The following is a 23245-nucleotide window of genomic DNA, read 5'->3' on the forward strand; positions in this document are numbered from 1 at the left end:
CCGGGCTCCAAGAGAAGGAGCACCACGATGGCCAAGGCCGTTGTCCGGAAGCCCAAGAAGAAGCAGAACCCGCTCAAGGCGGCGAAGATCGAGTCGGTCGACTACAAGGACACCGCTCTGCTGCGGAAGTTCATCTCCGACCGCGGGAAGATCCGCGCCCGCCGCGTGACCGGCGTGACCGTCCAGGAGCAGCGCGCGATCGCGCGGGCCGTGAAGAACGCCCGCGAGATGGCTCTGCTGCCCTACTCGTCGTCGGCTCGCTGAGAAGGAGCACCACCATGGCCAAGCTGATCCTGACCCACGAGGTCACCGGTCTGGGTGCCCCCGGCGACGTCGTCGACGTCAAGGACGGGTACGCCCGCAACTACCTCATCCCTCGCCGCCTCGCGACCCCGTGGTCCAAGGGCGCCGAGAAGGAGGTCACCGCGATCCGTCGGGCACGCAAGTCCCGCGAGATCGCGACCCTGGACGACGCTCGCGCCGTCCGCGACTCCCTGCAGTCCTCCGGCGTGACCGTGTCTGCCAAGACCGGTAACGGCGGTCGCCTGTTCGGCGCCGTGTCCACCGCCGAGATCGCCGACGCCGTCAAGGCGGCCGGTGGCCCGTCGGTCGACCGTCGCAAGATCGAGGTCGCCCAGCCGATCAAGGCTCTGGGCGAGTACGAGGTCCAGGTCCGCCTGCACCCCGAGGTCTCCGCCAAGCTGAAGGTCACGGTCGTCGCGGCCTGAGCCTTCGCCTCGCGGCAGCGCCCCGTCCCGGATTCCGGGGCGGGGCGCTGTGCTGCCCGGTGTGCGACTCTGGCGGTATGCCGACCACCTCCGAGCCGCACCGCACCGCTCTGGCGGCGAGCCTGAGCTCGGTGGGGATCGGGCTGTTCCTGCTCAGCATGGCCCTGGACGGCGCGGCACGGGCGCTGTTCCTGCTGGCCGGGCTGGCGTTCCTGGTCGTGGGCGGCGGGTGGTCGTTGGCGGCGTTGCAGCAGAAGCAGCGCGAGCAGCAGCCGCCGCCCGGGGACGACGACGGTCCCGGCCCTCGGCGGGCGGGCGACGAGTCCGAGGAGGACGCACCGGGGACCGACGTCACGCCCCGGTGACCATCCAGGCCTCGCCCCGGGCACGCAGGCCGGTGGTGACCGCCCGGGCCAGCATGAACACACCCGCGAACGCACCCCAGAGCCACGCCAGCCCGACCCAGCCGTCCGGCGCCCAGGCGTGCACCGCCAGCGCGCAGGGCAGGTAGACCACCAGGGTCACCATCCCGGCCCAGGCCAGATAGCGGCCGTCGCCCGCGCCGATCAGGACGCCGTCCAGGACGAACACCCAGCCGGCCATCGGCATCAGCACCGCGACCACCACCAGCGCGACGGTGATCGCGTGCCGGACGTCGCCCTCGGTGCTGAACAGCGCGGACAGCCACCAACCGCCCGCGCCGAGCACCAGGCCGAGCACCGCCCCCGCGCCGACCCCCCAGGTGAGGGTGCGGCGCAGCAGGGCGCGCACCCGGTCGACATCCCCGGCTCCGAGCCCGTGGCCGATCAGTGCCTGGGCGGCGATGGCCAGGGCGTCCAGCGCGAAGGCGGCGAAGCCCCACAGCGAGTTGACCACCTGGTGCGCGGCCAGCGCGACCGGTCCCAGTCCGGTGGCCACCCACACGGTGACCAGGATGGCTGCGCGCAGCGACAGGGTGCGGACCAGCAGCGGGATGCCGGTGCGGACCCCCACCACGATCCCGCCGGGAGCCGGCCGCAACGAGGCGCCGACCGCGCGGGCACCTCGGACCACCACGACGACCAGCACCGCCCCCATGCCGAGCTGGGTGATCGCGGTGCCCAGTCCGGAGCCCGCGATCCCGAGGCCAGCGCCGTAGACGAGGACGATGTTCAGTGCCGCGTTCACGGCCGCGCCGACACCGGCCACGACCAGGGGCGTCCGGGTGTCCTGCAGACCGCGCAGCGCGCCGGTGGCCGCCAGTACCAGCAGCATTCCGGGCAGCCCCGGGGCGGAGGCGCGCAGGTAGTGCTCCGCCTGGGTCGCGACGTCGCCGGTGGCGCCGAGTGCGGCGATCGCCCAGGGCGCGGTGACCAGTGCCAGGGCCGCCAGCGCCACGCCCAGGCCCGCGGCCAGCCAGAGGCCGTCGACCCCGGTCTGCAGCGCCCCGGCCCGGTCGCCGCCGCCGAGCTTGCGGGCCACCACCGCGGTGGTGGCGTAGGCGAGGAAGACGCACAGCCCCACCACCGTCACCAGCAGGGTCGAGGCGAGGGAGAGGCCCGCCAGCTCCGTGGTGCCCAGCCGGCCCACGACGGCCGAGTCGATCAGGACGAACAGCGGTTCGGCGATCAGCGCACCGAGTGCCGGGACGGCCAGACCGAGGATCTGGCGGTCGACGGTGGACTCAGAGCGTCCGGAACGTGAAATCGAGGTCAACTTTCTGGTGTCCACATCGGTGTACAGCGTTATGGCCGGTGAGAAGGGGCAGGTGAGCCCGGTTGCCCACAGTTCTCCACAGCTGTGTCCACGGGTTGTGGACAACCGTGTGCGGGCCGTCCACAGCCTTCCACAGACTCGTCCCCAGGCCCTGTGGACGACTCGCTTGTGCCGGGGATCGGCGGCACCTAACCTCGCGTGGGCGCCCGGCAGACGATGTGGGTGGCGCCGGGTACACCTGGTGCTCGGGCAGCACACGCGAGGCGGGAAGAGGTCCACTGTGTCGATCGACGAGCTGGAGTACGCGGCACCGGCGGACCCCGGTCGCGGCGGGAACAGCTACGACCGCACGCCCCCGCAGGACCTGAACGCGGAGCAGTCCGTGCTCGGCGGCATGATGATCTCCAAGGACGCGATCGCCGACGTCGTCGAGCAGGTGCGCGGCGCCGACTTCTACAAGCCCGCGCACGAGTCCATCTACGACGCCATCATCGACCTCTACGGCCGTGGCGAGCCCGCCGACGCCGTCACCATCGCCGACGAGCTGACCAAGCGCGGCGAGATCGGCCGGATCGGCGGCGTCTCCTACCTGCACACCCTGATCAGCATGGTGCCCACCGCCGCCAACGCGGGGTACTACGCCCGGATCGTGCGCGAGCGGGCCGTGCTGCGCCGCCTGGTCGAGGCTGGCACCAAGATCGTCCAGATCGGCTACGCCACCGAGGGCGGCGACGTCGACGAGCTGGTCAACAACGCCCAGGCCGAGATCTACGCCGTCTCCGAGCGCCGCACCACCGAGGACTACCACCGCCTCGGCGAGGTCCTTGGCGGCACCGTGGACGAGATCGAGGCCGCCGGGCACCGCGGCGACGGCATGACCGGTGTGCCCACCGGGTTCGCCGACTTCGACCGGCTGACCAACGGCCTGCACCCCGGCCAGATGATCATCATCGCCGCCCGCCCGGCCATCGGTAAGTCGACGCTGGGCATCGACATGATCCGTTCCGCCTCCATCAAGCACAACATGGCGTCGGTGGTCTTCTCGCTCGAGATGAGCCGCAACGAGATCACCATGCGGCTGCTCGCCGCCGAGGCCCGCATCGCGTTGCAGAAGATGCGCACCGGCCAGATGGGCGACGAGGACTGGCAGAAGCTCGCCAGCACCATGGGCCGGATCTCCGAGGCCCCGCTGTTCATCGACGACTCGCCGAACATGTCGCTGATGGAGATCCGCGCCAAGTGCCGGCGCCTGAAGCAGAAGCACGACCTGAAGCTCGTGATGATCGACTACCTGCAGCTGATGAGCTCCGGCAAGCGCGTCGAGTCCCGCCAGCAGGAGGTCTCCGAGTTCTCCCGGGCGCTCAAGCTGCTCGCCAAGGAGCTCGAGGTGCCGGTGATCGCGCTGTCCCAGCTGAACCGTGGTCCCGAGCAGCGTGGCGACAAGAAGCCGCAGATGAGCGACCTGCGTGAGTCCGGGTCGATCGAGCAGGACGCCGACATGGTGGTCCTGCTGCACCGCGAGGACGCCTACGAGCGGGAGTCCCCGCGTGCGGGCGAGGCGGACCTGATCGTGGCGAAGCACCGTAACGGGCCGACGGACACGATCACGGTGGCGTTCCAGGGGCACTACTCGCGGTTCGTGGACATGCAGGCCTGAGGTCGACTGCCGGGCCAGCGCGGTCAGCGCACCGCCGCCCGCCACCGGAACCGCTCGACCAGACCGCCGAACCCCGGCACCCGGCCGAGCAGCGCCAGCAGCCCGGCCCCGAGCGCGCCTCCGAGCACGTTGCACAGCAGGTCGTTCACGTCCGCGACGTGCCCGCCGCCCAGCAGGTGCGCGGTGACGTACTGGGTCACCTCGATCGCCAGGCTGCACGCCGCGGCGACCGCCGTCACGCGCCACCACGACCCCGGGGACAGGACGAGGCCGAGCAGGATCCCGAGCGGCACGAACACGGCGATGTTCATCACCGCGTCGCCGGCCTCGTAGTCGACTAACGGCGACAGGACATCGCCTCGGGCGAGGTGCCATTGCCCAGATCGGACAGTAGTCCTCGTGCTGGGGAAGAGGAAGTCCACGCCGTATAGACGCTCTGTCCCGCTGCTCGTGAGCAGTTCGCGCGAGTGCCAATGTCGTCTGTCACGCCTCGGCGGCGATGACCCGCAGCGCCGTTGCACCAGGACGAGCGCTGGCAGATCCGCCGATCAGCCGCTCTGTTCGACGACAGGGCACGCGTTCACCAGCGGCTCCGCAGTGCTCGAACCACAACGAGCGTTGTCACGCCACGAAGCCGAGCACCGTCATTGGTCGAGAAGGTCCGGCCGGCAGAGGTGGCAGCGTGATCGATGCTGGGCGTCGTCCATCCCGGCCGCGGCGACTGTCGTCAGCATCAGCCGCCGTGCTGCGAGAACCGCTGACTGAGCGTCCAGCTGATACTTGACCCGGCCGCGCTTCTCGTCGACGTGGATGAAGATCGTGTGCCCACCGGTTCTGCTGCCACTTCCGATGAAACGCATTCCAAGGGGAGCTGCAGGTGCGGTGGTGCTCTGCTGCGCGTGTCCCTCGCCGCTCAGGTACGCGTCGTAGTGCTCCAGACGGTCTCTGAGGCTTTTCATGCTCGGCACGTCCGAATCGAACTGCCTCAGCGCGTCATGGTCGCCGTCGAGTACGCGCTGCGCGCCGCGCTCCACGTTGCGGAGAGCGTCGATTAGTACGAGCGACAGAGCGTCGCGCTCCCCGATCGAGTTCATCGGGTCGTCGTCGTCCCAGTTTGACTCAATCGCCCGGTCGGTCCGGACAGCTGCAGAGAACCACAGGTGGGCCCAGGACGTTAGTTGTGTCATGAGTGGACCGCTGACCAGCGAAGTCTGTTCCATCAACGTCGACTCCAAGTAATCGCGAGGCGTCTGGCTTGCTGGACGGATACTGCCCCCTGGACGCCGTTCCTGGGCGGCAGCTTGTTCATATCGCGCGTCGGACGTAGCGGCAGAGCCCCTTGCTTGGGGTTCTGATCTGCCAAGGAGTCTGATCGATCATGGCGAGACCACCGGTGATGCCGGTGGAGGAGAAGGTCCGGATCGTGCTGTCGGTCCTGGCCGGTGAGGTGAGCGCGGCCGAGGCCGCGCGCAAGGCGAAGGTCTCCGAGCAGTAGGTCGGAAACGGGAGGCGGCAGTTCCCTGGAGTCCGGCCGTGCGGGACTGGTTGCGGGGAGCTCCCGCCCCTCGAGCGGTGAGCAGCAACTGGAGGCCGAGGGTGCCGACCTGACCCAGGCTCTGGGTTGAGGCCGCGGTCGAGCCGCGGGTGTGGAAGAAGTCCGCAACCTCCCCCGCCACCGGTGCCGTCGGCGAAGTGTCAGCAGATGAGTGATACCCAGCCCTACTGGAGGCCGCGCGTGGTTCGATGCCCGCATGGGTTACGAAAAGCGTCTGTTGATGGAGGCTGAGGAGCGCGGCTTCAACTCTCTCGACGGCGCAATCTGCACGGAGCACATCACCGACCCACACCTCCTCGAAGCGATCGGACGCCGGGTCCCCCATGCGACTTGCGTTGTCTGCGAGCGCTACGGCTCCGAAGATGGCGAGCAGTTCGCGGTTGGGCTGGATGACCTCATGGGGCCCGTGGTCGACGCGATCCGATTCCTGTTCGAGCCAGCGGACACCCTGCCTTGGGACTCGGAGGACCACGTGTACGTCGGCCCGGTCCGCGACGGCTTCGACGTCATTGAGACGGTGTGTGCAGGCGCCCTCGAGGATTCCGCGTTCGACCGGATCATCGAGATGATGGCCGCGTCGCTGCATGGCGACGAGTGGACGTCCTTCGGCGCACCCGGGCAGACTGAACACCTCGAGTTCGGGTGGGAGAGGTTCTCCGAGACCGCTAAGCACTCCTCGCGGTTCGTGTACGTCGGCGACCCAGGCAACGACCGTGAAACGCCGGGCACGTCAATGCTGGCGTTCTTGCACCAGCTCCGGGTCTACGTGGACGGCAGTCTCGACCTCGTGGAACCGCTCCCCAAGGGCTCTATGGTTCACCGCGGACGTCTCGTCGAAGGACGCGGCGAGGTTGCCCCAACAGCCGCGGCCCTGGGTCCGGCGCCGGAGGATCGAGCCGCGGCGAACCGCATGTCGCCTGCCGGAATCTCGCTGATGTACGCGTCGCAGGATCCGCAGACCGCGATCGCAGAGATCGCGGCGCACGGCCCCAAGCCGCGGGCGCTCGTCGGCGGGTTCCGTACGACGAGGCCGCTCCAGGTCCTCGACCTCACCAAGGCGCCGAAAGTGCCGTCGATCTTCGACGTTAGCTCGCGCGCGGAGTACGTCATGGCGCAGTTCCTTCACGACTTTGTCCGCACCGCCACCGCTCCTATCATCCCGGACGGCCGCGAGCACGTCGACTATGTGCCCACCCAGGTGGTGACCGAGTACCTGCGCTGGGCGCCGGAGACGCCGCTCGACGGGATCGCGCTTCCGAGTGCGCAGTCGGAGAACCGAGCGAAGACGTACGTGTTCTTCTTCGGCCCGGCCGACGTGGTTGACGCCGGCGCCGAACGCCAGACGCCGCGGTCAAGCTTCTTGAACTGGGAGGAGTCCGACCCTGTCTTCACGTTGGACTCAGACGACGTCGAGTTGTGGGACGTGGTGCGCAGCTACGACGCCAAGCGCGCTTCTCGGTGGGCGTGACGGCGACGAGAACAGCACGTGCTGGGCCGGGCGCTCGGTGTGCCACGGCGTGACGGCTCACCTGTTCCTTCGACGCGATGCCGAAACTGGCGCGTGCGGTCGCCGCGACTTGGTGACGTTCGTCCTATCGGTCGCCGGTGCCCTCGGCGCCTAGGCAACCGGACACCACGAGGGAGCCCGCGATGCGCCCGTCGACCAACGCTCCGACGAGCCACCCCACCGCGCCGCGAGTCCACCAGGGCTGCCCGAGCAGAAGCATGGAGGCGACACCCGCCAGCGCCCAGGCCAGCACAAACCGCGACTAGAGCCCACCCGTTCAGCAAGACGACTTGGAACGTGAACGTATCTGCTGGCTCCCGACGGACGGTCCTCTTCACCCGGATGGCCGCGCTGCGCGTCCCAGGTCTAGCTGCCGCCTATGTGCCGACGCCGAGTCGACGACCTGGGACACAGTCGCCTCTTCCTCGAGGCGAAACGAAGGTAGTGGAGTGAAGTGTCCCGCCTTGTCGTGCGTCTCGGTGCGCCGCGTCCATGGGTCTCTCCAGTCAGAAGTTCCGCCAGGTGCACGGCCCATCTCGTGGTGATGGCGTCGAGTTGCGTCGAAGTGAAGCGGGAAGCCGCTAGTTTTGGCGCATGGGTACACCGGACGTGGTCGTGTCGCGTGACTTGGCGCCACCGGTCCCAGACACGGCCCTCACCGCGGCGCGTTCGGAGCGCGGCCCCCGCCTCGCGGCGCGCAAGGTGATTCAGACCTATGACGCAGACGAGTGGGAGGTCTTCATCGAGGAGTGGGCCATTAGTCTCGAACCTACGTACGCACAGGTCAGGCGATTTGGCGGCCCCGGCGATCGCGGTGTCGACGTCGCTGGATTCATGAGCGATCGTGGCTTTGAAGGCGAGTGGGACTGCTTCCAAGGAAAGCACTACGACAAAACCCTCAAGCCGTCACACGCATGGCCTGAGATGCTCAAGACCTTCCTGCTTCCCGTGAAGTACCCGCGCTACAAACTCCCACGCCGATACCACTTCATCGCGCCTCGTGGGCTTGCTACGAGCTTGGCCCATCTTGTGTCGACCCCGACGGAATTGCAGCGGGAGTTCATCGCGCAGGTCGAGAAGCCAACGGCGAAGCCGTTCAAAGACCTCGATGAAGCCAGCCGCGGATCGGTGCTGGAACTCGCGCGTATCACCGACTTCGGCATGTTCGGGACGGTTGAGGTTCTGCAACTGATCAAACAGCACGGCACGACTGGGTACGCCGCAGCTCGGTTCGGCGGTGGGCTGCGTGAGCGGCCCCGGCCACCGCTTCCCCCGCGCGAGTTGCGAGCCGACGAGATGGGATACGTTCGCAAATTGGTCGACGCGTACCAGGAGCGGTACCTGACGACCGACAGCGTCGAGGCGGTTGAGGGGCATAAGAAGGCTGGTGCCCACTTCAGGCGCCAACGAGAGTCATTTTTTCGCGCCGAGGCGCTGCGAAGCTTTGCTCGGGACAGCGTTCCTCGCAACACGTTCGAAGGACTGCAGGACGAAATTTTCGACGCGGTTGTCGAGACAGTCGAAGGTGAGCACGCGGACGGATTGGAGCGTCTGCAGAAGACGCTAGAGCTCGCCGTCACAGCGCAGCTGAGCGCGAATGCGCTGATCCACGTAACCGAGCCGGCCGACCGGCGAGGCATCTGCCATCAACTGGCGAACGACGATCGCCTGACGTGGGTGGTCGCAACGTGAACGAGATGCTCAACAGCCCACTCGAAGTCGGGGTGCGCGTCGTCGCGACGCTGACGGCGCTGTACCCGAAGCACGCAGACCTCGCGCGCATCGTCTTGCTTGACCACGTCGTTCTTCACAGCGCCGACTTCCATGGCGAGGACAGCCTTCACCCGCAGGTTCCAGGAAGAGTGGCGGAACTCGGGGTTAAGCGCGAGCTTGTTCAGCAAGGCATTCGTCTCATGGGAGCGCGAGGGCTGGTCGTGCGCGAGCTGAAAACTGCGGGCCTCTACTACATGGCAAGCGAGGACGCGCGCCCCTTCCTCGACTCTATCGACGCCCCGTACCTCCGGCGACTGCGAGAAAGAAGTGCCTGGGCGGTGAATGAGTTTGGAGGGATGCGTGACGACGCGATCCGCATGCGGTTAGGAGACACTTTCGGACGTTGGGCTGAAGAGTTCGAGCCCGTCGCTGAGGATGGATCTCATGGTTGATCGGCTTCGCCTCGTCCACCTCACAGTCGTCGGCGCGGCGGTGGCACCCGCCACGATCGAGTTCGGCGACCATCTGACGGTCGTTCACGGCGCGTCCGACACTGGGAAGTCCCACGTGTTCGACCTCATCCACTACGTTTGCGGCCTCGCCAAGGCGATCGAACTACCCCCCGAAGGCAAGGGGTACCAGTACGTCCACCTCGGAGTGCGGACCGAGTCTGGAATGGCAGTGACGTTGGTCCGGGACATTTCAGGAGGGTCAATCGGGGTGGTGCACGGAGACCTCCGCCAACTGACCACCGATCCGATCGAACGCACGCTGGAGCCCCGACACGTATCAGCGAACCCGGACAGTGTCTCCCGGTACTTGCTGTCTCTGGTCGGTATGGACGAACTCGTCGTGCGCAAGAACCAGTACAACGAGACGCGGATTCTCCAATGGCGCGACGTGATGCACCTCACTGCCGTGGGCGAGGAGAGCATCCTGTCCAAGAGATCTCCGATCGAGTTCGGACAGCACTCTGACCGACCCGTAGAGTCGGCGATCTTCCGGCTCTTCATCGAGGGCAGAGATGACTCCGGGCTCGTCGCGATCCCTAAGGAGGCGGACCTCAAACAGATCTCAGCGAACCAGCTCGAAGTCCTCGACCGGCTTGTCACGAGGCTTGAAGACGAGCTGAAGAATGCCGCGCCGCTTGACCAGCTTCGCGATCAACTCACGCGCTTGAACGTAACGATGCGGCAGGCGGGTCAAGACGTGGAAGAACTCAGCGCCACGCGCGATCAGCTCGTCGATGAACGCTCGGCTGTTAGAGAGAGGCTTGTGACGTTTCGCGCGCGACGCGACGAACTGGCCGACCTGCACGCACGGTTCAAACTCCTCAACGCCCAGTACGACTCCGACCTGTCGCGTCTGGAGATGGTCGCTCAGGCGGCCGATGTCCTGGCGAGGGACGACGGAGCGGACTGCCCGTTCTGCGGTGCGGAGCCGACGCACCAGCACTGGCCGAGCGTTGACTTTGCCACGACCGACGAGGTCACGTTCTCGGCCGCGATCGAGTCGGAGATGACCAAGATCGAGATCCTGCGGGGCGACCTTCGCCAGGCGATCGACGCCATCGAATCGGAGCGCGTCTCAACGGAAGCCGAAGTGGCGGCCGGCGAGGACCGTACCGTCGAGCTCAAGCGAGAGATCTCCCGGCTAGATGGTGCGATGCGGGGACCGCGTGCGGAACTCGCGCCGCTCATGGATAGTCGCGCTCACGTCGAACGGCTGATCGAGACTCACGCTCGGCTGTCGGACTTGCTGGTGTTTCGGGCATCGGTCGCGCGTGTCGAGCGACCGAAGACCTCTGCGGAGGTGCCGATTTCCTCAAGCGACCTCAGGATGTTCGACGGACTCGCACGAGAGGTGCTCCGGCTCTGGACATTCTCCGAGGACAGTGTCGTGAACTACTCGACGCGCGATCGCGACCTCGTCGTCGACCAGAGGCTCCGAAGAACACGAGGAAAGGGCGTCCGCTCCATCCTCCACGCGTTGTTCAACGTGGTGTTGGCGCAGTACTGCCTCGAGCGGAACTACCGACACCCGGGTTTCCTGATCCTCGACTCGCCGATCGTCACCTACCGCCAGCCTGGTGAGCCTGAGCCGGGCGGAGAGGACGAGACGATCGGCTCCAACGTTGTCGACGCGTTCTACTCGTACCTGCAGGACGGCTTCTCGGGACAGTCGATCATCCTGGAGAACAAGTCGCCGCTGTCTCCCCTGCCGCCCGGGAGTCAGGAGTACTTTTTCGGCGGTCAGACAGGTGAGTCGAAGCGAAGCGGCTTCTATCCGACCGCCGACTAGCACCTGATCCACTGCCTTGAGGCCGCGACCGCCGTGCTCGCCGAGGTCGCGACGCAACCGCTCCAACTTGTGACCAGGAGGTTGTCGGCGTTGGCGATTGAGCGAGATTAGGGAGGAGGGCCTCGACGGGTGCTGCCTCGCAGCGCACGCTGGAGCGACTAGCCAGCACCTGGCCCACACGTGACTGGCGTGACGGGTGTGAGGGAAGAGGCGCCCCTCCCAGAACTACCGATCGAGTGAGTCCCAGAACGGCTGACGTGGCCAGTGGACTTCCTGCCAAACCCGAACCCCGGCAGCCGGTGCCGGGCAGCGCGGTCAGCGCACCGCCGCCCGCCACCGGAACCGCTCGACCTGACCCCGAACCCCGGCACCCGGCCGAGCAGCGCCAGCAGCCCGGCCCCGAGCGCGCCTCCGAGCACGTTGCACAGCAGGTCGTTCACGTCCGCGACGTGCCCGCCGCCCAGCAGGTGCGCGGTGACGTACTGGGTCACCTCGATCGCCAGGCTGCACGCCGCGGCGACCGCCGTCACGCGCCACCACGACCCCCGGGACACCACGAGGCCGAGCAGGATCCCGAGCGGCACGAACACGGCGATGTTCATCACCGAGTCGCCGAGCTCGTAGTCGACCAACGGCGTCAGGACGAGGGAGTCCGACCACCGGCCGTCGTGCGCCGGCTTGTCCAGGAAGATCGGGAAGACCGTGTTGGCCACGATCCCGGCGGCGTAGACGCAGAGCGCGAGCGCGACCGCGGCGCGGGGCACGGTGAGCCGGTCCCGGCGGTGCAGGGAGCGGAGCAGCACGGCGAACGCCACCGCTGCGATCGGGATGACGACCGGCAGCACCGGGACCTGACGGAACACGCGACATCTCCTCCTGTGACCCGCACGAGCCGGGCCGCCTCATCGACCCGGGTCACGATGCCGTCCGGGCGATCCGCGCGGCATCCACCCCGGGTCGGACCCGCAGGGGGACCGGAGGACCAGAGCCGTCGACCGGGGTCCGGCACGGTCCCGGACAGCGGTCGGCCCGGGACCGTGAGCGGCCGCTCACAGGGAGCGGAGGGTCCCTTCCAGGTCGCGCTCGGCGTCCCGGTCGCTCTGCACGCCGGCGGCGAGCTGCGCGAGGGCGAAACCGGTGACCTCGGGGAGGTAGATGCCCATCCCGGCGCGGCCCTCGTGCTGGTAGACCTCGACCGGCGCGGGCGGCACGGAGGCGTCGACCACCTGCTTGATCGCGGCGACCACCTCGGGCCGCAGCCGCGCGATCCGTCGGGCGAGGTCGGCCACGAAGTCGTCGATCTCGTCGGCCGGCAGTGCGCGGTTGATCAGGCCGTAGCGCTCGGCGAGCTCGGCGCCCACGAGCTCGCCGCCGAGGATGAGCTCGAGTGCGCGGGCGCGGCCGAGCAGCCGTGGCAGGTTCACGGTGCCGCCGCCGCCGGGCAGGATCTGCTGGGCGGTCTCGGGCTGGGCCTGACCGGAACGGCCGATCGCGGCGAACCGCAGGTCGAGGTAGGTGAGGAACTCGTTGCCACCGCCCCGCGCCAGCCCGGCGAGCTTGCCGATGGTGACCTGGGGGAGGTCGCGCAGCTCGACGTTGAGGGCCTCGAGCGGGTTCAGGTCCGCAGGGACGTCGACACCGGGTGCCGCGTCGGCGAACTCCTGCAGCGCGGTGGGCAGCGCCTCGAGGTCGGTGAGGAACCGCAGGTCGCCGTGCGCGCTGAAGAACTCGTCGTCCGCGCTGTCGAAGACGATCACCCGGATGTCGGGGTCGTGGCGGACCCGGTGCGCGAATGTGCGCAGCGAGGCGAGCAGGGTGCTGTCCATCAGGTTGAACGGCGGGTGGTCCAGCGTGGCGGTGGCGACGCCGTCGGCGATGGCGATGCGCAGGCCGGTGAGGTCCTGATAGTTCATGGGTGCTCCTCGTGCGTGCCCGTCCTGAGTCTCAGGACTGCGAATGACGCTGAGTGTCACAGTAGATACGGGGTACCGAAACGGCAACTCCGTTACGATCGACGCATGATGAGCAGTGGCGCGTCGATCCGGGACGTGGGGCGGCATGCGATCCGGCTGAGCCTGGCGCGGGTCGCGTTCGAGCGGTTCTGCCTCCAGGGCTTCGGCCAGGTGACCTTCGACGAGCTGGCCGAGGCGGCCGGGGTCTCGCGGAGCACGTTCCTGCGGCACTTCCGGACCAAGGAGGACGCGGTCCTGTTCGTGTTCGACCCGGTCGGTGCGACGGTCGCCGCGCGGATCGAGGCCGGTGACGAGGCCGGCGCGGCCGTCCGGGCGGCGGCGGACCTCCTGGTGCGGGACGTGCCGGAGCTGCACGCGGTGCTGGAGCTGGTCCGGGACACGCCGGAACTCCGGGCGGGCCTGTCGGCGAAGCGGGAGCACTGGCTCGCCACCGCGCTCCCTGTGGCGCTCGCCGCGGCACCGGACGCGGACGAGGTGGTCGTCGAGGCGCGGCTCGCGACGGCGCTGGCCTGCTTGGACGTCGCGCTGCGACGGTGGGGGGCCGGCGACCACGAGGAGCTCGGCGCGCTCCTGGACCGAGCGCTCCCCGTGGCCGGCTGAGTCGATCCGGCCGAGAGGTCAGGTCGTCGGCGTGAAGCGCTGCGACCCGGTGACCCGCAACAGCTCCAGCCGCTGGCCGTCCTCGCTCCCCGGTGCGGCGGTGTAGACCACGATCCGCAGATCGCTGCCCGGCACGGTCAGCACGTCGCAGTCCAGCGTGATCGGGCCGACCGCGGTCCGGGTCATCGTCTTGCGGCTCGATCGGTGCTCGGCGACCCGGGCCTCGGCCCAGCGTTCCGCGAAGTCGGCCGACTCCGCCCGCAGCGCGTTCACCAGTCGTTCCAGCGCCGGATCGCCGGGGTAGCGGCCGACGGCGGAGCGCAGGTCGGCGACCAGGTCGCGGGCGAAGTCCTCCTCGTGCGCGGGGTCGAACTCGATGCCCGGGTGCCCGGTGGTGAACATCCGCCAGACCAGGTTGCGCTCGATGCCGGTGTAGCCGGCGGGGTCCGAGCCGAGGGACGCCCACAGCGGGTTCCAGAGCAGGATGTCCCAGGCGGCGTTGAACACCCCGAGCGGGACGTCGGACAGGCGGTCGATCATCCGCTGGACTCCGGGGGTGATCTGCTGCGGGACCAGGCCGGGGTCGGGCGGGGCGGCGCCGCCGACCCGGTACAGGTGGTCGCGTTCGGCGTCGGTGAGGCGCAGGGCGCGGGCGAGGGCGCCGAGCAGCTGCGGCGAGGGGTGGGCGGCGCGGCCCTGTTCCAGACGGACGATGTAGTCGACGCTGACCCCGGCGAGGGCGGCGAGCTCCTCGCGGCGCAGGCCACGGGCACGTCGGCCGGTGCCGGCGGGCATGCCGACGTCCGCCGGGCCGATCCGGTCGCGCCAGGACCGCAGGACGGTCGCGAACTCGCTCACCGGTCGATTGTGGCCCCGCGGCCGCCGGGCTGGGTGGTACTGGCGGTCCCACCGTCGACCGGGGCCTGGGGATCCTGGCTGGGTCCGCGCACGCTGGAGCCATGACCACGACACTGATCACCGGGGCCAATCGGAGCCTCGGACTGGAGACCGCTCGCCGCCTGATCGAGGCGGGCCACACCGTGTACGCCGGGATGCGGGACCTCGCGACCGGCGACGAGGCACGACGGATCGGGGCGCACCCGGTGCAGCTCGACGTGACCGACCAGGTGAGCGTCGACGCGGCGCTCGGCGCGCTGCCGGAGCTGGACGTGCTGATCAACAACGCCGGGGTGCTCGGCACCTCCTTCGGCGTGGACGACCTGGACGCGGCGGCGATCGCCACGGTGCTGGACACGAACGTGGTCGGTGCCGTCCGGGTGACGCAGGCCGCACTGCCGCTGCTGCGCCGGTCGGCGAATCCGGTGATCGTCAACGTGGCGTCGGGGGTGGGCTGGCCGCGGTTCCTCACCACCGAGGGCACGGACGAGTTCCCGATCCCGGCGGTGCCCTACGCGACGTCGAAGGCCGCCGTGATCGCGATGACCGTGCAGTACGCCAAGAACCTGCCGGCCTTCCGGGTGAACGTCAGCGACCCGGGGTACACCGCGACCGACTTCAACCGGCACAGCGGGCACCAGACCGTCACCGAGGGGACCGACGCCACCGTGGCGCTCGCCCTGCTCGGGCCGGACGGGCCGACCGGGGAGTTCCACAACCGGCACGGGCGGATCGACTACTGAGCGGGGTGGTCCCCTGACCGGGGGCGGTCGGCCGGTGTGAGAGCCTCGTCCCGATGAGTGGCGTCCTGGTCGGCTTCGCGATCATCGGCGCCGTCATCGGGACGGGGTACGTGGTCGGGCGTTCCGGCCTGCTCGGATCCCAGGCGCAGTACGTGATGAGCCGGCTGGTGTTCTTCGTCCTGATGCCGTGCCTGCTGTTCCACACCCTGGCGACCGCGGACGTCGGGACGTTGTTCTCGGCCGCGCTGTGGGTGTCGCTGATCGCGGCGGGCGCGGTCGCGCTGGGCACCGGCCTGGTGCTGCGGCTGGTGCTGCGCCGGTCGGTCGTGGCGACGACGGTCGGGGCGCTCGCGGCGAGCTACGTGAACGCGAACAACATCGGCCTGCCGGTGGCGGCGTACGTGATCGGGCGGACCACCGCGGTGGTGCCGGTGATGCTGTTGCAGCTGGTGGTGATGGCGCCGATCGCGCTGACGATCCTGGATGCGGCGTCGTCGCCGGGCGGGGCGGGGTGGCGGCGGGTGCTGCGGCCGATGCTGAGCCCGTTGATCGTGGCGTCGTCGGCGGGGCTGCTGTGCTCGGCGACCGGGGTGCGGCTGCCGGATCCGGTGCTGGAGCCGTTCGGGCTGGTGGGCGGTGCCGCGGTGCCGGTGGTGCTGCTGTCGTTCGGATGAGCCTGCACGGGGCGCCGCCGCTGCGGGACCCGGCGATCCGGACGGACGTGCTGCTGGCGAGCGGGGTGAAGCTGCTGGTGATGCCGGTGGTGGCGTTCGTGCTGGCCCGGTACGCGTTCGGGCTGGACGCCACGGAGACGTTCGCGTTGACCACGTTGGGGGCACTGCCGACGGCGCAGAACGTCTTCAACTACGCGCAGCGGTACGACGCGGCGGTGCCGGTGGCGCGGGACGCGGTGCTGCTGACCACCGTGGGATCGGTGCCGGTGCTGGTGGTGATCGCGGCCCTGCTGCACTGAGCGTTCAACTTATTTGAAAGTTGAGCCAAGGGAAGGTTAGCCTAACCTCGGCGCCGCCGATCTGCGCCGATCCCGCGCGACGAGAGGACCCTTCCGCATGCGCACCACCCTGTCCCGACCCCGTGTCCTGGTGGCCACGCTGGTGGTCGGTGTGCTCGCGCTCAGCGCGTGCGGCTCCTCCGGTGACGACACCGCCGAGACCTCGACGGCCGACAGCTCCGACTGGGAGACGGTGACCATCGAGCACGCGCTCGGAGAGGCCGTGATCACGGAGAAGCCCGAGCGGATCGTGACGCTGGGCCAGGGCTCCGCCGAGACCGCGATCGCGCTGGGCACCGTGCCGGTGGGCATCGAGGAGTACGCCTGGGGCAGTGACGACTCCGGCTACCTGCCGTGGATCCACGAGGCGCTGACCGAGTCCGGCGACGAGCTGCCCGAGCAGTTCACCGGCAGCACGGAGCTGGACATCGAGGCGATCGTCGCGCTGGAGCCGGACCTGATCCTGGCGCCGTGGTCCGGGGTGACGCAGGAGCAGTACGACGTGCTGACCGATATCGCGCCGACCGTGGCCTACGCGGAGGAGCCGTGGGTGATCACCTGGCAGGAGCAGATCGAGGTGATCGGCGAGGCGCTCGGCCAGCAGGACGACGCGGAGCAGCTGATCGCGGACATCGACGACGAGCTCGCCTCCGCCGCGCGCCCGGAGTACGAGGGGATCACCTTCTCCTACATCTACAACACCGGCCCGGGGTCGCTCGGGGTGTTCTTCCCGGGTGAGCAGCGGGTGGCGATGGTCTCCGCGCTTGGCCTGACCGTGGACCCGGTGGTCGAGGAGCTGCGCCAGTACGAGGTCGAGGGCACCGACTCGGCGTCGATCGGGCTGGAGAACGCGGACAAGCTGTCCGACTCGGACCTGATCTTCACCTTCTACTCGGACGAGGCGAACCGGACCGAGATCGAGTCCCAGCCGCTGTACCAGCAGATCCCCGCCGTGCAGCGCGGCTCGGTGGTCGCGCCCACCGACCAGCCGTTCGTCACCGGGTCCTCGATCATCAACCCGCTGACCGTGCCGTGGACGCTGGAGCGGTTCGTGCCGCTGATCGACGAGGCCGTCGCGCAGCTCGACCAGTGAGCCGCCGCACGAGCTCCGCACGCGCGGCGACGGTCGTCCTCGCGCTGGCGGGGCTCGTGCTCGCGGTGGTCGCGAGCCTGTTCCTGGGGGGCAGGACGACCGACCCGGCCGCGGTGGTCGATGTGCTCACCGGTGGGCAGGACGACTACCTGGCCGCGGTGCTGGACGCGCGGATCGACCGGACGGTGATGGGGCTGCTGTGCGGGGCGGCGCTCGCGGTGGCGGGGGTGGTGATCCAGGCGATCACCCGCAACCCGCTCGGCGATCCCGGCCTGCTCGGCGTGACGGTGGGATCGGGGGCAGCGATCGTGACGGCCGCGGCGATCACCGGTTCCGGGATCGGCAGCCGCTCGGTGTGGGTGGCCTTCGCGGGGGCGCTGGTCACGGTGGTGGTCGTGTACGCGGTGGGAGCGCGGTCGGCGTCGGGCAGCGTAGTCGCGCTGCTGCTGACCGGTGCGGTGGTGTCCGCGGTGCTCAGCGCCTACATCCAGGCGATGATCCTGACCAGGCCCGGGGTGTTCGACTCCTTCCGGTTCTGGGTGATCGGGTCGCTGGGCGGGCGGGACCTGGCGGTGGCCGGGTCGATCGCACCGGCGTTGGTCGCCGGGCTGGCGCTGGCCCTGGTGCTGACCCCCTCCCTGAACAACCTGGCGCTGGGCGAGGACGTGGCGACGTCGCTGGGGACGCCGGTCGCCCTGGTCCGGGCCGGGGGCATCCTGGCGGCGGCGTTGCTGGCCGCGGCGGCGACCGCCGCGGTCGGGCCGATCGCGTTCGTCGGACTGGTGGTGCCGCACCTGACCCGGTCGCTGGTGGGGATCGACCACCGCTGGCAGGTGCCGGTCTCCGCGCTGCTCGGCGCGGGGCTGCTGGTGGTGGCGGATGTGGTCGGCCGGCTGGTGGCCCGGCCGGAGGAGATCATGGTCGGCATCGTGACCGCGCTGGTCGGCGCGCCGTTCCTGCTGGTCGCGGTACGACGCGGCTGGGCGACCCGATGAGCGGGCTGGTCGAGCGCCGCGCGCTGGTCTACTGCGCGCTGACCGCCGCCGCGCTGGTGGCGGTCGCACTGGCGACCCTCACGCTCGGGAAGCTGGGCATCCCGATCGCCGAGCTGCCCTCCGCGTTGTTCGGCGGAGCGGACGCCACGACGACCTTCGTGCTGGAACGGCTGCGCGGTCCGCGTCTGGTGACCGCGATCCTGGCGGGCGCGCTCCTCGGCGTGTCCGGCGCGCTGTTCCAGACCGTGACCCGCAACCCGCTGGGCAGCCCGGACGTGATCGGCCTGGGTGCCGGGGCGGGTGCGGGGGTGGCGATCACCGCGCTGGCCTACCCGCTGGTGCCGTCGTCGATCGGCGCGGTGCTGGGTGCCGGGGCGGCGACCGCGCTGGTGTTCGTCAGCACGGGCCGGGGCTTCCGGTCGCCGAACCGGACGATCATCGCCGGCATCGCGGTGGCGGCGCTCGCCTACGCCGTGACGCAGTACGTGGTGAGCACGCAGCTGCGGGACGCGGCCTCGCAGCTGGCGGCGTACCTGGTCGGGTCGCTGAACGCGGCGAACGGTCAGGACGTGCTGGTCACGGCGATCGCCGTCGTCGTGGTCCTGCCGCTGGCGGCCGCGCTGTCCCGGGACGTGTCGCTGCTGGAGATGGGGGACGACACCGCCTCCGGGGTGGGAGTCGACCCGCACCGCACCCGGACGCTCGCGGTGGTGCTGTCGGTGCTGGCCGCGGGGGCGTCGGTGGCGGCGACCGGTCCGGTGTCGTTCGTGGCACTGACCGCACCGCAGATCGCCCGGCGACTGATCGGCACCTCGGGTGCGAGCATCCTCCCGTCGGCGTGCACCGGTGCGCTGATCCTGGCGCTCGCCGATCTGGCCGCCCAGCAGGCGCCGGTGGTCGCCGGGCTGCCGGTCGGCGTGCTGACGCTCGGCGTCGGCGGGCTCTACCTCGGCTATCTGCTCGTCCGCGAGCACGCGAAGGGACGACTGTGACGCTGCGGATCCAGGACGCACAGCTCGGCTACGACGGTCGGGTGGTGAGCGACGACCTCGACTTCACCGTGCCGGAGGGCGAGTTCACCGCGATCGTCGGCCCGAACGGCTGCGGGAAGTCGACGCTGCTGAAGGCGCTGGCACGCACGCTGCGGCCGATGGCGGGGCAGGTGCTGCTGGACGGGGCGGAGGTGCGCACGCTGCGCCCGAAGGCCGCCGCCCGGCGGATCGCCGCACTGCCCCAGCACCCGGTCGCGCCGGAGTCGTTGCGGGTGCGGGACCTGGTCGCCCGCGGTCGGCACCCGTACCACTCGCTGCTGCGGCAGTGGCTGCCGGGCGACGCCGAGGCAGTGGACGCGGCGATGGCGGCGACCGGGGTCGTCGACCAGGCGGACCGCCTGCTGACCGAGCTGTCCGGCGGCCAGCGGCAGCGGGTGTGGATCGCGATGGTGCTGGCGCAGCAGACCGACTACGTGCTGCTGGACGAGCCGACGTCCTTCCTGGACCTGGCCCACCAGATCGAGCTGCTGCACCTGTGCCAGGACATGCGCGACGACGGCCGGACCGTGGTGGCCGTGCTGCACGACCTCAACCAGGCCGCGCGCTACGCCTCCCGGCTGGTGGTGATGCACGAGGGGCGGATCGTCCGGGAGGGTGCGCCGGCCGACGTGCTGGACGCGACGCTGGTGCGCGAGGTGTTCGGCATCGACGGGGTGATCGAGCGCGACTCCCAGAGCGGGGCGCCGATGATCACCGTGCGAGGTCGTCGCGCTCGCGCTTGAACCGCTCCCACTCACCGGGTAGCCGGGCCTCGATCAGCCAGCCCATGTAGTCCCGCATGTTCCGGACCCGCTCCCAAGACCGGCCGCCCTCCTGGACCAGCGGCAGCGTGTCCTGGGCGAGGCGCCGCTGGTCGTGCAGGTACGCCTGTTCGGCGGCCAGGAACCCGGCCCAGACGTCGCCGTCCATCCGGAAGAAGTGCGCGCGCTCACCCGGCCGCCGGACCCGCCGGACGAACCCGCGGCCGACCAGCTGCCGGGTGTAGGTCGACACCGAGCCGCGGCTGATGCCCAGCTCGGTGGCGAGCTCCTCCGCGCTCACGCCGTCGGACTCGTCCAGCAGGAGGTAGCCGGCGATCAGCCCCTCGATCCGGGATCCGCCGCCGCCGGACCAGTGGTCCGCGAACCGGGTGACGAAGGCGGTGCGGGGGTCGGGGGCGTGCGCGGGCATGGGGGTAGTGAACCACTGGGCGGGGATGTCGCCGCAGGTCCGCGACCGGTCGTTCGTCGAACCGGTTCCTCAGACGTGCGTCGCAGGTACGGAAAAATGGGCGACATCGACTCTTGCGCGTCGGTTCGGGGATCATCTACTGTCGAACCGGTTCGCAACTGAGGAGGCAACGTGGCCACCATCGGAGATGTCGCACGAGTCGCGGGAGTGTCGCGGAGCACGGCGTCCTACGCCCTGTCCGGCAAGCGTGCGATCTCCGAGGACGTGCGCCGCCGGGTCGAGGAGGCCGTGGCGTCGCTGGACTACACCCCGAACGCCGGGGCCCGGGCGCTGGCCACCAACCAGACGATGGTGATCGGGCTGCTGGCCCAGTTCCTCCCGGACGAGTTCGCCCCCGCGATGCTGCAGTACATGCTCGGCGTCTCGGACACCGCGCGGGAGCTGGGCTACGACATCCTGCTGGCCACCGACGCGGACGGGACCCGGTCGCTGCGCCGGATGACCGACTCCCGGATGGTCGACGGCGTGGTGCTGCTGAACGTCGCGGACCAGGACGAGCGGCTGCCGATCCTGCGCGCCGCCCGGCAGCCGGGGGCGCTGGTCGGTCTGCCCGAGGACTGCTCCGGGGTGGACGTCTTCGACCTGGACTTCGAGGAGACCGGCCGGCTGATGGTGGATCGGCTGTACCGGCTCGGGCACCGCGAGCTGGTGCTGGTCTCGCAGCCGGAGCACGTGGTCGAGCGCGGCGGCGCGTACGTGTGGCGGTTGCAGAACGCCGCGCACGAGGCCGCGAAGGCCCGGGGGATCACCCTCACGTCGGTGCACGCGGCATCGAGCCAGCCCGCGGTCGGACGGGAGCTGTCCGCGCTGCTGGACGCGCATCCCAGCGCCACCGGCCTGCTGATCAACAACGAGGCCGCGGCGGCCGCGCTGCCGTCGGTGCTGCACGAGCGCGGGCTGTCCGCCCCGCGCGACCTGAGCGTGATCGGGCGGTACTCGGACGAGTTCGCCCGCACGTTCTCGCTGCCCTTCTCCTCGGTGGAGTCGGCGCCGGACCGGCTGGGGCGGATGGCCGTCCGGCAGCTGGTGCGCCGGATCGAGGGGCAGGTCGGACCGGGTGAGCCGCACGTGGTGCGGTTCGTGTCGCCCGAACTCGTCGACCGGGGCAGCACGGGGGCGCCCCGGACCGCCGGGGCCTGACCCGGCACACCGGCCCGCGCCGACGCGGGCCGTCCGCACACAGTTCAAGGGAGAACTCGCATGCAGAGCATGAGGCGCAAGCCCGTCACCGTGCTGACGGCCGCCGCTGCGGTCGCCGCCCTCGCCCTGGTCGGCGCCTGCTCGTCCGGCGGCTCCGGCGGCGGCTCGTCCACCGCGTCGTCCGGCACCTACACCTGGTGGGACCCGTACCCCCAGCACGACAAGAACTCCGACTGGGAGCAGCGGGCGCAGCGCTGCGGCGAGGACGCCGGGGTCACGATCCAGCGCACCGCCTACGACACCACCGCGCTGACCAACCAGGCGCTGCTGTCCGCGCAGGAGGGCACCTCGCCGGACATCATCCTGCTGGACAACCCGGCGGTGTCGACGCTGGCGGACACCGGGATGCTCACCACCACCGAGGAGCTCGGGCTCGACACCTCGGAGATCGACGAGAACCTGCTCGCGGCCGGAGTCGTCGACGGGGAGACCTACGGCGTCCCGATCGGCGCCAACACGCTGGCGCTCTACTACAACAAGGCGGTGCTGGACGCGGCCGGCGTCGACCCGTCGACCCTCACCGACTGGGACTCGCTGACCGCGGCGCTCCAGGCGGTGACCGACTCGGGCAAGAAGGGGATCACCTTCGCCGGGATCGGCACCGAGGAGGGCTCGTTCCAGTTCCTGCCCTGGTTCTGGGGCGCGGGGGCCGATCTGACCGACCTGGACTCGCCGGAGGCCGTGCAGGCGCTGGAGCTGTGGACCGGCTGGGTGGACGCGGGCTACGCGCCGAACTCGGTGATCCAGAACTCGCAGAACACCACCTGGGAGGAGTTCCTGACCGGGGACTTCGGCTTCGTGGAGAACGGCACCTGGCAGGTGAACAGCGCCGCGGAGGCCGGGTTCGAGACCGGCGTGATCCAGCTCCCGGCGATGGACGGCGGGGTCGCCCCGGCACCGACCGGCGGTGAGTTCATCGTCGCGCCGGTGCAGCAGGACACCGACCGCTACGACGTGACCCGGCAGATCGTCGAGTGCATGACCACGCCGGAGGGATTCGTCGACACCGCGAACACCTTCGCCTACTACATCCCGCCGACCGAGGCCGGTCAGGAAGCCCTGCTCGCGGAGAAGCCCGAGCTGGAGACCTGGGTGGAGGCGGTGCGCAGCGCCAAGGGCCGCACCAGCGACAACCTCGGCACCGACTACCCGATGATCTCCGAGGCGCTGTGGACCGCGGTCCAGAACGCCCTCTCCGGGGCGCAGACCCCGCAGGACGCGCTCGCCGCGGCACAGACCGAGGCCGAGACCGCCACCAGCTGACCCGCGCAGTCGAGATCCGATCGAAGGACGT

General features: G+C 69.9%; 25 protein-coding genes. 18 read left to right on the forward strand and 7 right to left on the reverse strand.

Annotation, left to right across the window (positions count from 1 at the left end; genetic code table 11):
• The first annotated feature begins 27 nt into the window (after window positions 1-27).
• The 3 genes from rpsR (at window position 28) to OGL89_RS03020 (ending at window position 1093) form a co-directional block, all read left to right on the forward strand.
• Complete coding sequence (gene rpsR / locus OGL89_RS03010) at window positions 28-264, forward strand: 30S ribosomal protein S18 (protein ID WP_122149621.1); 237 nt, start codon at window positions 28-30, stop codon at window positions 262-264.
• Between the two features lie 14 nt (window positions 265-278).
• Window positions 279-728: a 50S ribosomal protein L9 gene (rplI, locus tag OGL89_RS03015; RefSeq protein ID WP_263118388.1), complete on the forward strand. Its 450-nt coding sequence runs from the start codon at window positions 279-281 to the stop codon at window positions 726-728.
• 77 nt (window positions 729-805) lie between these two features.
• Entirely contained in the window at window positions 806-1093 is a 288-nt protein-coding gene (locus OGL89_RS03020) for a hypothetical protein (RefSeq protein WP_263118389.1), read from the forward strand.
• Here OGL89_RS03020 and OGL89_RS03025 read toward each other — a convergent pair.
• On the reverse strand, window positions 1080-2438 hold the full coding sequence (locus OGL89_RS03025; protein WP_263118390.1) for an MATE family efflux transporter: 1359 nt from the start codon (window positions 2436-2438) through the stop codon (window positions 1080-1082). The two genes, OGL89_RS03020 and OGL89_RS03025, sit on opposite strands and share 14 nt — an antisense overlap.
• 265 nt (window positions 2439-2703) lie before the next feature.
• On the opposite strand from OGL89_RS03025, the gene dnaB reads away from it, so the two are divergent.
• On the forward strand, window positions 2704-4080 hold the full coding sequence (dnaB, locus tag OGL89_RS03030; protein ID WP_263118391.1) for a replicative DNA helicase: 1377 nt from the start codon (window positions 2704-2706) through the stop codon (window positions 4078-4080).
• Between the two features lie 23 nt (window positions 4081-4103).
• Here the strand turns inward: dnaB and OGL89_RS03035 are convergent, their stop codons facing one another.
• Both OGL89_RS03035 and OGL89_RS03040 read right to left on the reverse strand, forming a co-directional pair.
• On the reverse strand, window positions 4104-4601 hold the full coding sequence (locus tag OGL89_RS03035; RefSeq protein WP_346770663.1) for a VanZ family protein: 498 nt from the start codon (window positions 4599-4601) through the stop codon (window positions 4104-4106).
• 123 nt (window positions 4602-4724) lie between these two features.
• Window positions 4725-5300: a hypothetical protein gene (locus OGL89_RS03040; RefSeq protein ID WP_263118393.1), complete on the reverse strand. Its 576-nt coding sequence runs from the start codon at window positions 5298-5300 to the stop codon at window positions 4725-4727.
• 531 nt (window positions 5301-5831) lie between these two features.
• Between OGL89_RS03040 and OGL89_RS03045 the strand changes: the two genes are divergently transcribed.
• From OGL89_RS03045 to OGL89_RS03060, 4 genes are all read left to right on the forward strand, one after another.
• Window positions 5832-7103, forward strand: a complete 1272-nt coding sequence (locus OGL89_RS03045) for an RES domain-containing protein (protein ID WP_263118394.1) — start codon at window positions 5832-5834, stop codon at window positions 7101-7103.
• Window positions 7104-7736: 633 nt separating this feature from the next.
• Window positions 7737-8834: an ABC-three component system protein gene (locus OGL89_RS03050; protein ID WP_263118395.1), complete on the forward strand. Its 1098-nt coding sequence runs from the start codon at window positions 7737-7739 to the stop codon at window positions 8832-8834.
• 5 nt (window positions 8835-8839) lie between these two features.
• The gene (locus tag OGL89_RS03055; protein WP_346770666.1) at window positions 8840-9307 is read left to right on the forward strand and encodes an ABC-three component system middle component 2; all 468 of its coding nucleotides are present in this window, start codon (window positions 8840-8842) and stop codon (window positions 9305-9307) included.
• A complete protein-coding gene (locus OGL89_RS03060) occupies window positions 9300-11156 on the forward strand; it encodes a hypothetical protein (protein ID WP_263118397.1) in 1857 nt (618 codons plus the stop codon). The genes OGL89_RS03055 and OGL89_RS03060 overlap by 8 nt, the downstream gene beginning before the upstream one ends.
• A 158-nt stretch (window positions 11157-11314) precedes the next feature.
• Here the strand turns inward: OGL89_RS03060 and OGL89_RS17085 are convergent, their stop codons facing one another.
• Both OGL89_RS17085 and OGL89_RS03070 read right to left on the reverse strand, forming a co-directional pair.
• Window positions 11315-12019: a VanZ family protein gene (locus OGL89_RS17085; protein WP_263118398.1), complete on the reverse strand. Its 705-nt coding sequence runs from the start codon at window positions 12017-12019 to the stop codon at window positions 11315-11317.
• Between the two features lie 186 nt (window positions 12020-12205).
• Window positions 12206-13069: an enoyl-CoA hydratase/isomerase family protein gene (locus OGL89_RS03070; protein ID WP_263118399.1), complete on the reverse strand. Its 864-nt coding sequence runs from the start codon at window positions 13067-13069 to the stop codon at window positions 12206-12208.
• 105 nt (window positions 13070-13174) lie between these two features.
• On the opposite strand from OGL89_RS03070, the gene OGL89_RS03075 reads away from it, so the two are divergent.
• A complete protein-coding gene (locus tag OGL89_RS03075; RefSeq protein WP_263118400.1) occupies window positions 13175-13729 on the forward strand; it encodes a helix-turn-helix domain-containing protein in 555 nt (184 codons plus the stop codon).
• A gap of 18 nt (window positions 13730-13747) precedes the next feature.
• On the opposite strand, the gene OGL89_RS03080 is transcribed toward OGL89_RS03075, so the two are convergent.
• Window positions 13748-14587: a helix-turn-helix transcriptional regulator gene (locus OGL89_RS03080; RefSeq protein ID WP_263118401.1), complete on the reverse strand. Its 840-nt coding sequence runs from the start codon at window positions 14585-14587 to the stop codon at window positions 13748-13750.
• 101 nt (window positions 14588-14688) lie between these two features.
• Here OGL89_RS03080 and OGL89_RS03085 point away from each other — a divergent pair, with 101 nt between their 5' ends.
• From OGL89_RS03085 to OGL89_RS03115, 7 genes are all read left to right on the forward strand, one after another.
• The gene (locus OGL89_RS03085; RefSeq protein ID WP_263118402.1) at window positions 14689-15369 is read left to right on the forward strand and encodes an SDR family NAD(P)-dependent oxidoreductase; all 681 of its coding nucleotides are present in this window, start codon (window positions 14689-14691) and stop codon (window positions 15367-15369) included.
• A gap of 53 nt (window positions 15370-15422) precedes the next feature.
• The gene (locus tag OGL89_RS03090; protein WP_263118403.1) at window positions 15423-16043 is read left to right on the forward strand and encodes an AEC family transporter; all 621 of its coding nucleotides are present in this window, start codon (window positions 15423-15425) and stop codon (window positions 16041-16043) included.
• Entirely contained in the window at window positions 16040-16342 is a 303-nt protein-coding gene (locus OGL89_RS03095; RefSeq protein WP_263118404.1) for an AEC family transporter, read from the forward strand. Before OGL89_RS03090 ends, OGL89_RS03095 begins: the two co-directional genes overlap by 4 nt.
• Before the next feature lie 97 nt (window positions 16343-16439).
• The gene (locus OGL89_RS03100) at window positions 16440-17474 is read left to right on the forward strand and encodes an iron-siderophore ABC transporter substrate-binding protein (protein ID WP_263118405.1); all 1035 of its coding nucleotides are present in this window, start codon (window positions 16440-16442) and stop codon (window positions 17472-17474) included.
• Window positions 17471-18469 carry an iron ABC transporter permease gene (locus OGL89_RS03105; RefSeq protein WP_263118406.1) on the forward strand — a complete coding sequence of 333 codons (999 nt, stop codon included), beginning with the start codon at window positions 17471-17473 and terminating at the stop codon, window positions 18467-18469. Before OGL89_RS03100 ends, OGL89_RS03105 begins: the two co-directional genes overlap by 4 nt.
• Entirely contained in the window at window positions 18466-19461 is a 996-nt protein-coding gene (locus tag OGL89_RS03110; protein WP_263118407.1) for an iron chelate uptake ABC transporter family permease subunit, read from the forward strand. The genes OGL89_RS03105 and OGL89_RS03110 overlap by 4 nt, the downstream gene beginning before the upstream one ends.
• A complete protein-coding gene (locus OGL89_RS03115) occupies window positions 19458-20243 on the forward strand; it encodes an ABC transporter ATP-binding protein (RefSeq protein ID WP_263118408.1) in 786 nt (261 codons plus the stop codon). Before OGL89_RS03110 ends, OGL89_RS03115 begins: the two co-directional genes overlap by 4 nt.
• Here the strand turns inward: OGL89_RS03115 and OGL89_RS03120 are convergent.
• Window positions 20212-20691 carry a MarR family transcriptional regulator gene (locus tag OGL89_RS03120; protein WP_263118409.1) on the reverse strand — a complete coding sequence of 160 codons (480 nt, stop codon included), beginning with the start codon at window positions 20689-20691 and terminating at the stop codon, window positions 20212-20214. The genes OGL89_RS03115 and OGL89_RS03120 overlap by 32 nt on opposite strands.
• A gap of 171 nt (window positions 20692-20862) precedes the next feature.
• Here OGL89_RS03120 and OGL89_RS17090 point away from each other — a divergent pair, with 171 nt between their 5' ends.
• On the forward strand, window positions 20863-21891 hold the full coding sequence (locus OGL89_RS17090) for a LacI family DNA-binding transcriptional regulator (RefSeq protein WP_263118410.1): 1029 nt from the start codon (window positions 20863-20865) through the stop codon (window positions 21889-21891).
• 69 nt (window positions 21892-21960) lie between these two features.
• Entirely contained in the window at window positions 21961-23214 is a 1254-nt protein-coding gene (locus OGL89_RS03130) for an extracellular solute-binding protein (RefSeq protein ID WP_263118411.1), read from the forward strand.
• Window positions 23215-23245 lie beyond the last annotated feature (31 nt).

Origin of the sequence: Cellulomonas sp. RIT-PI-Y (assembly GCF_025642745.1) — a bacterium.
In the GTDB taxonomy this organism is placed as follows: Bacteria; Actinomycetota; Actinomycetes; order Actinomycetales; family Cellulomonadaceae; genus Cellulomonas.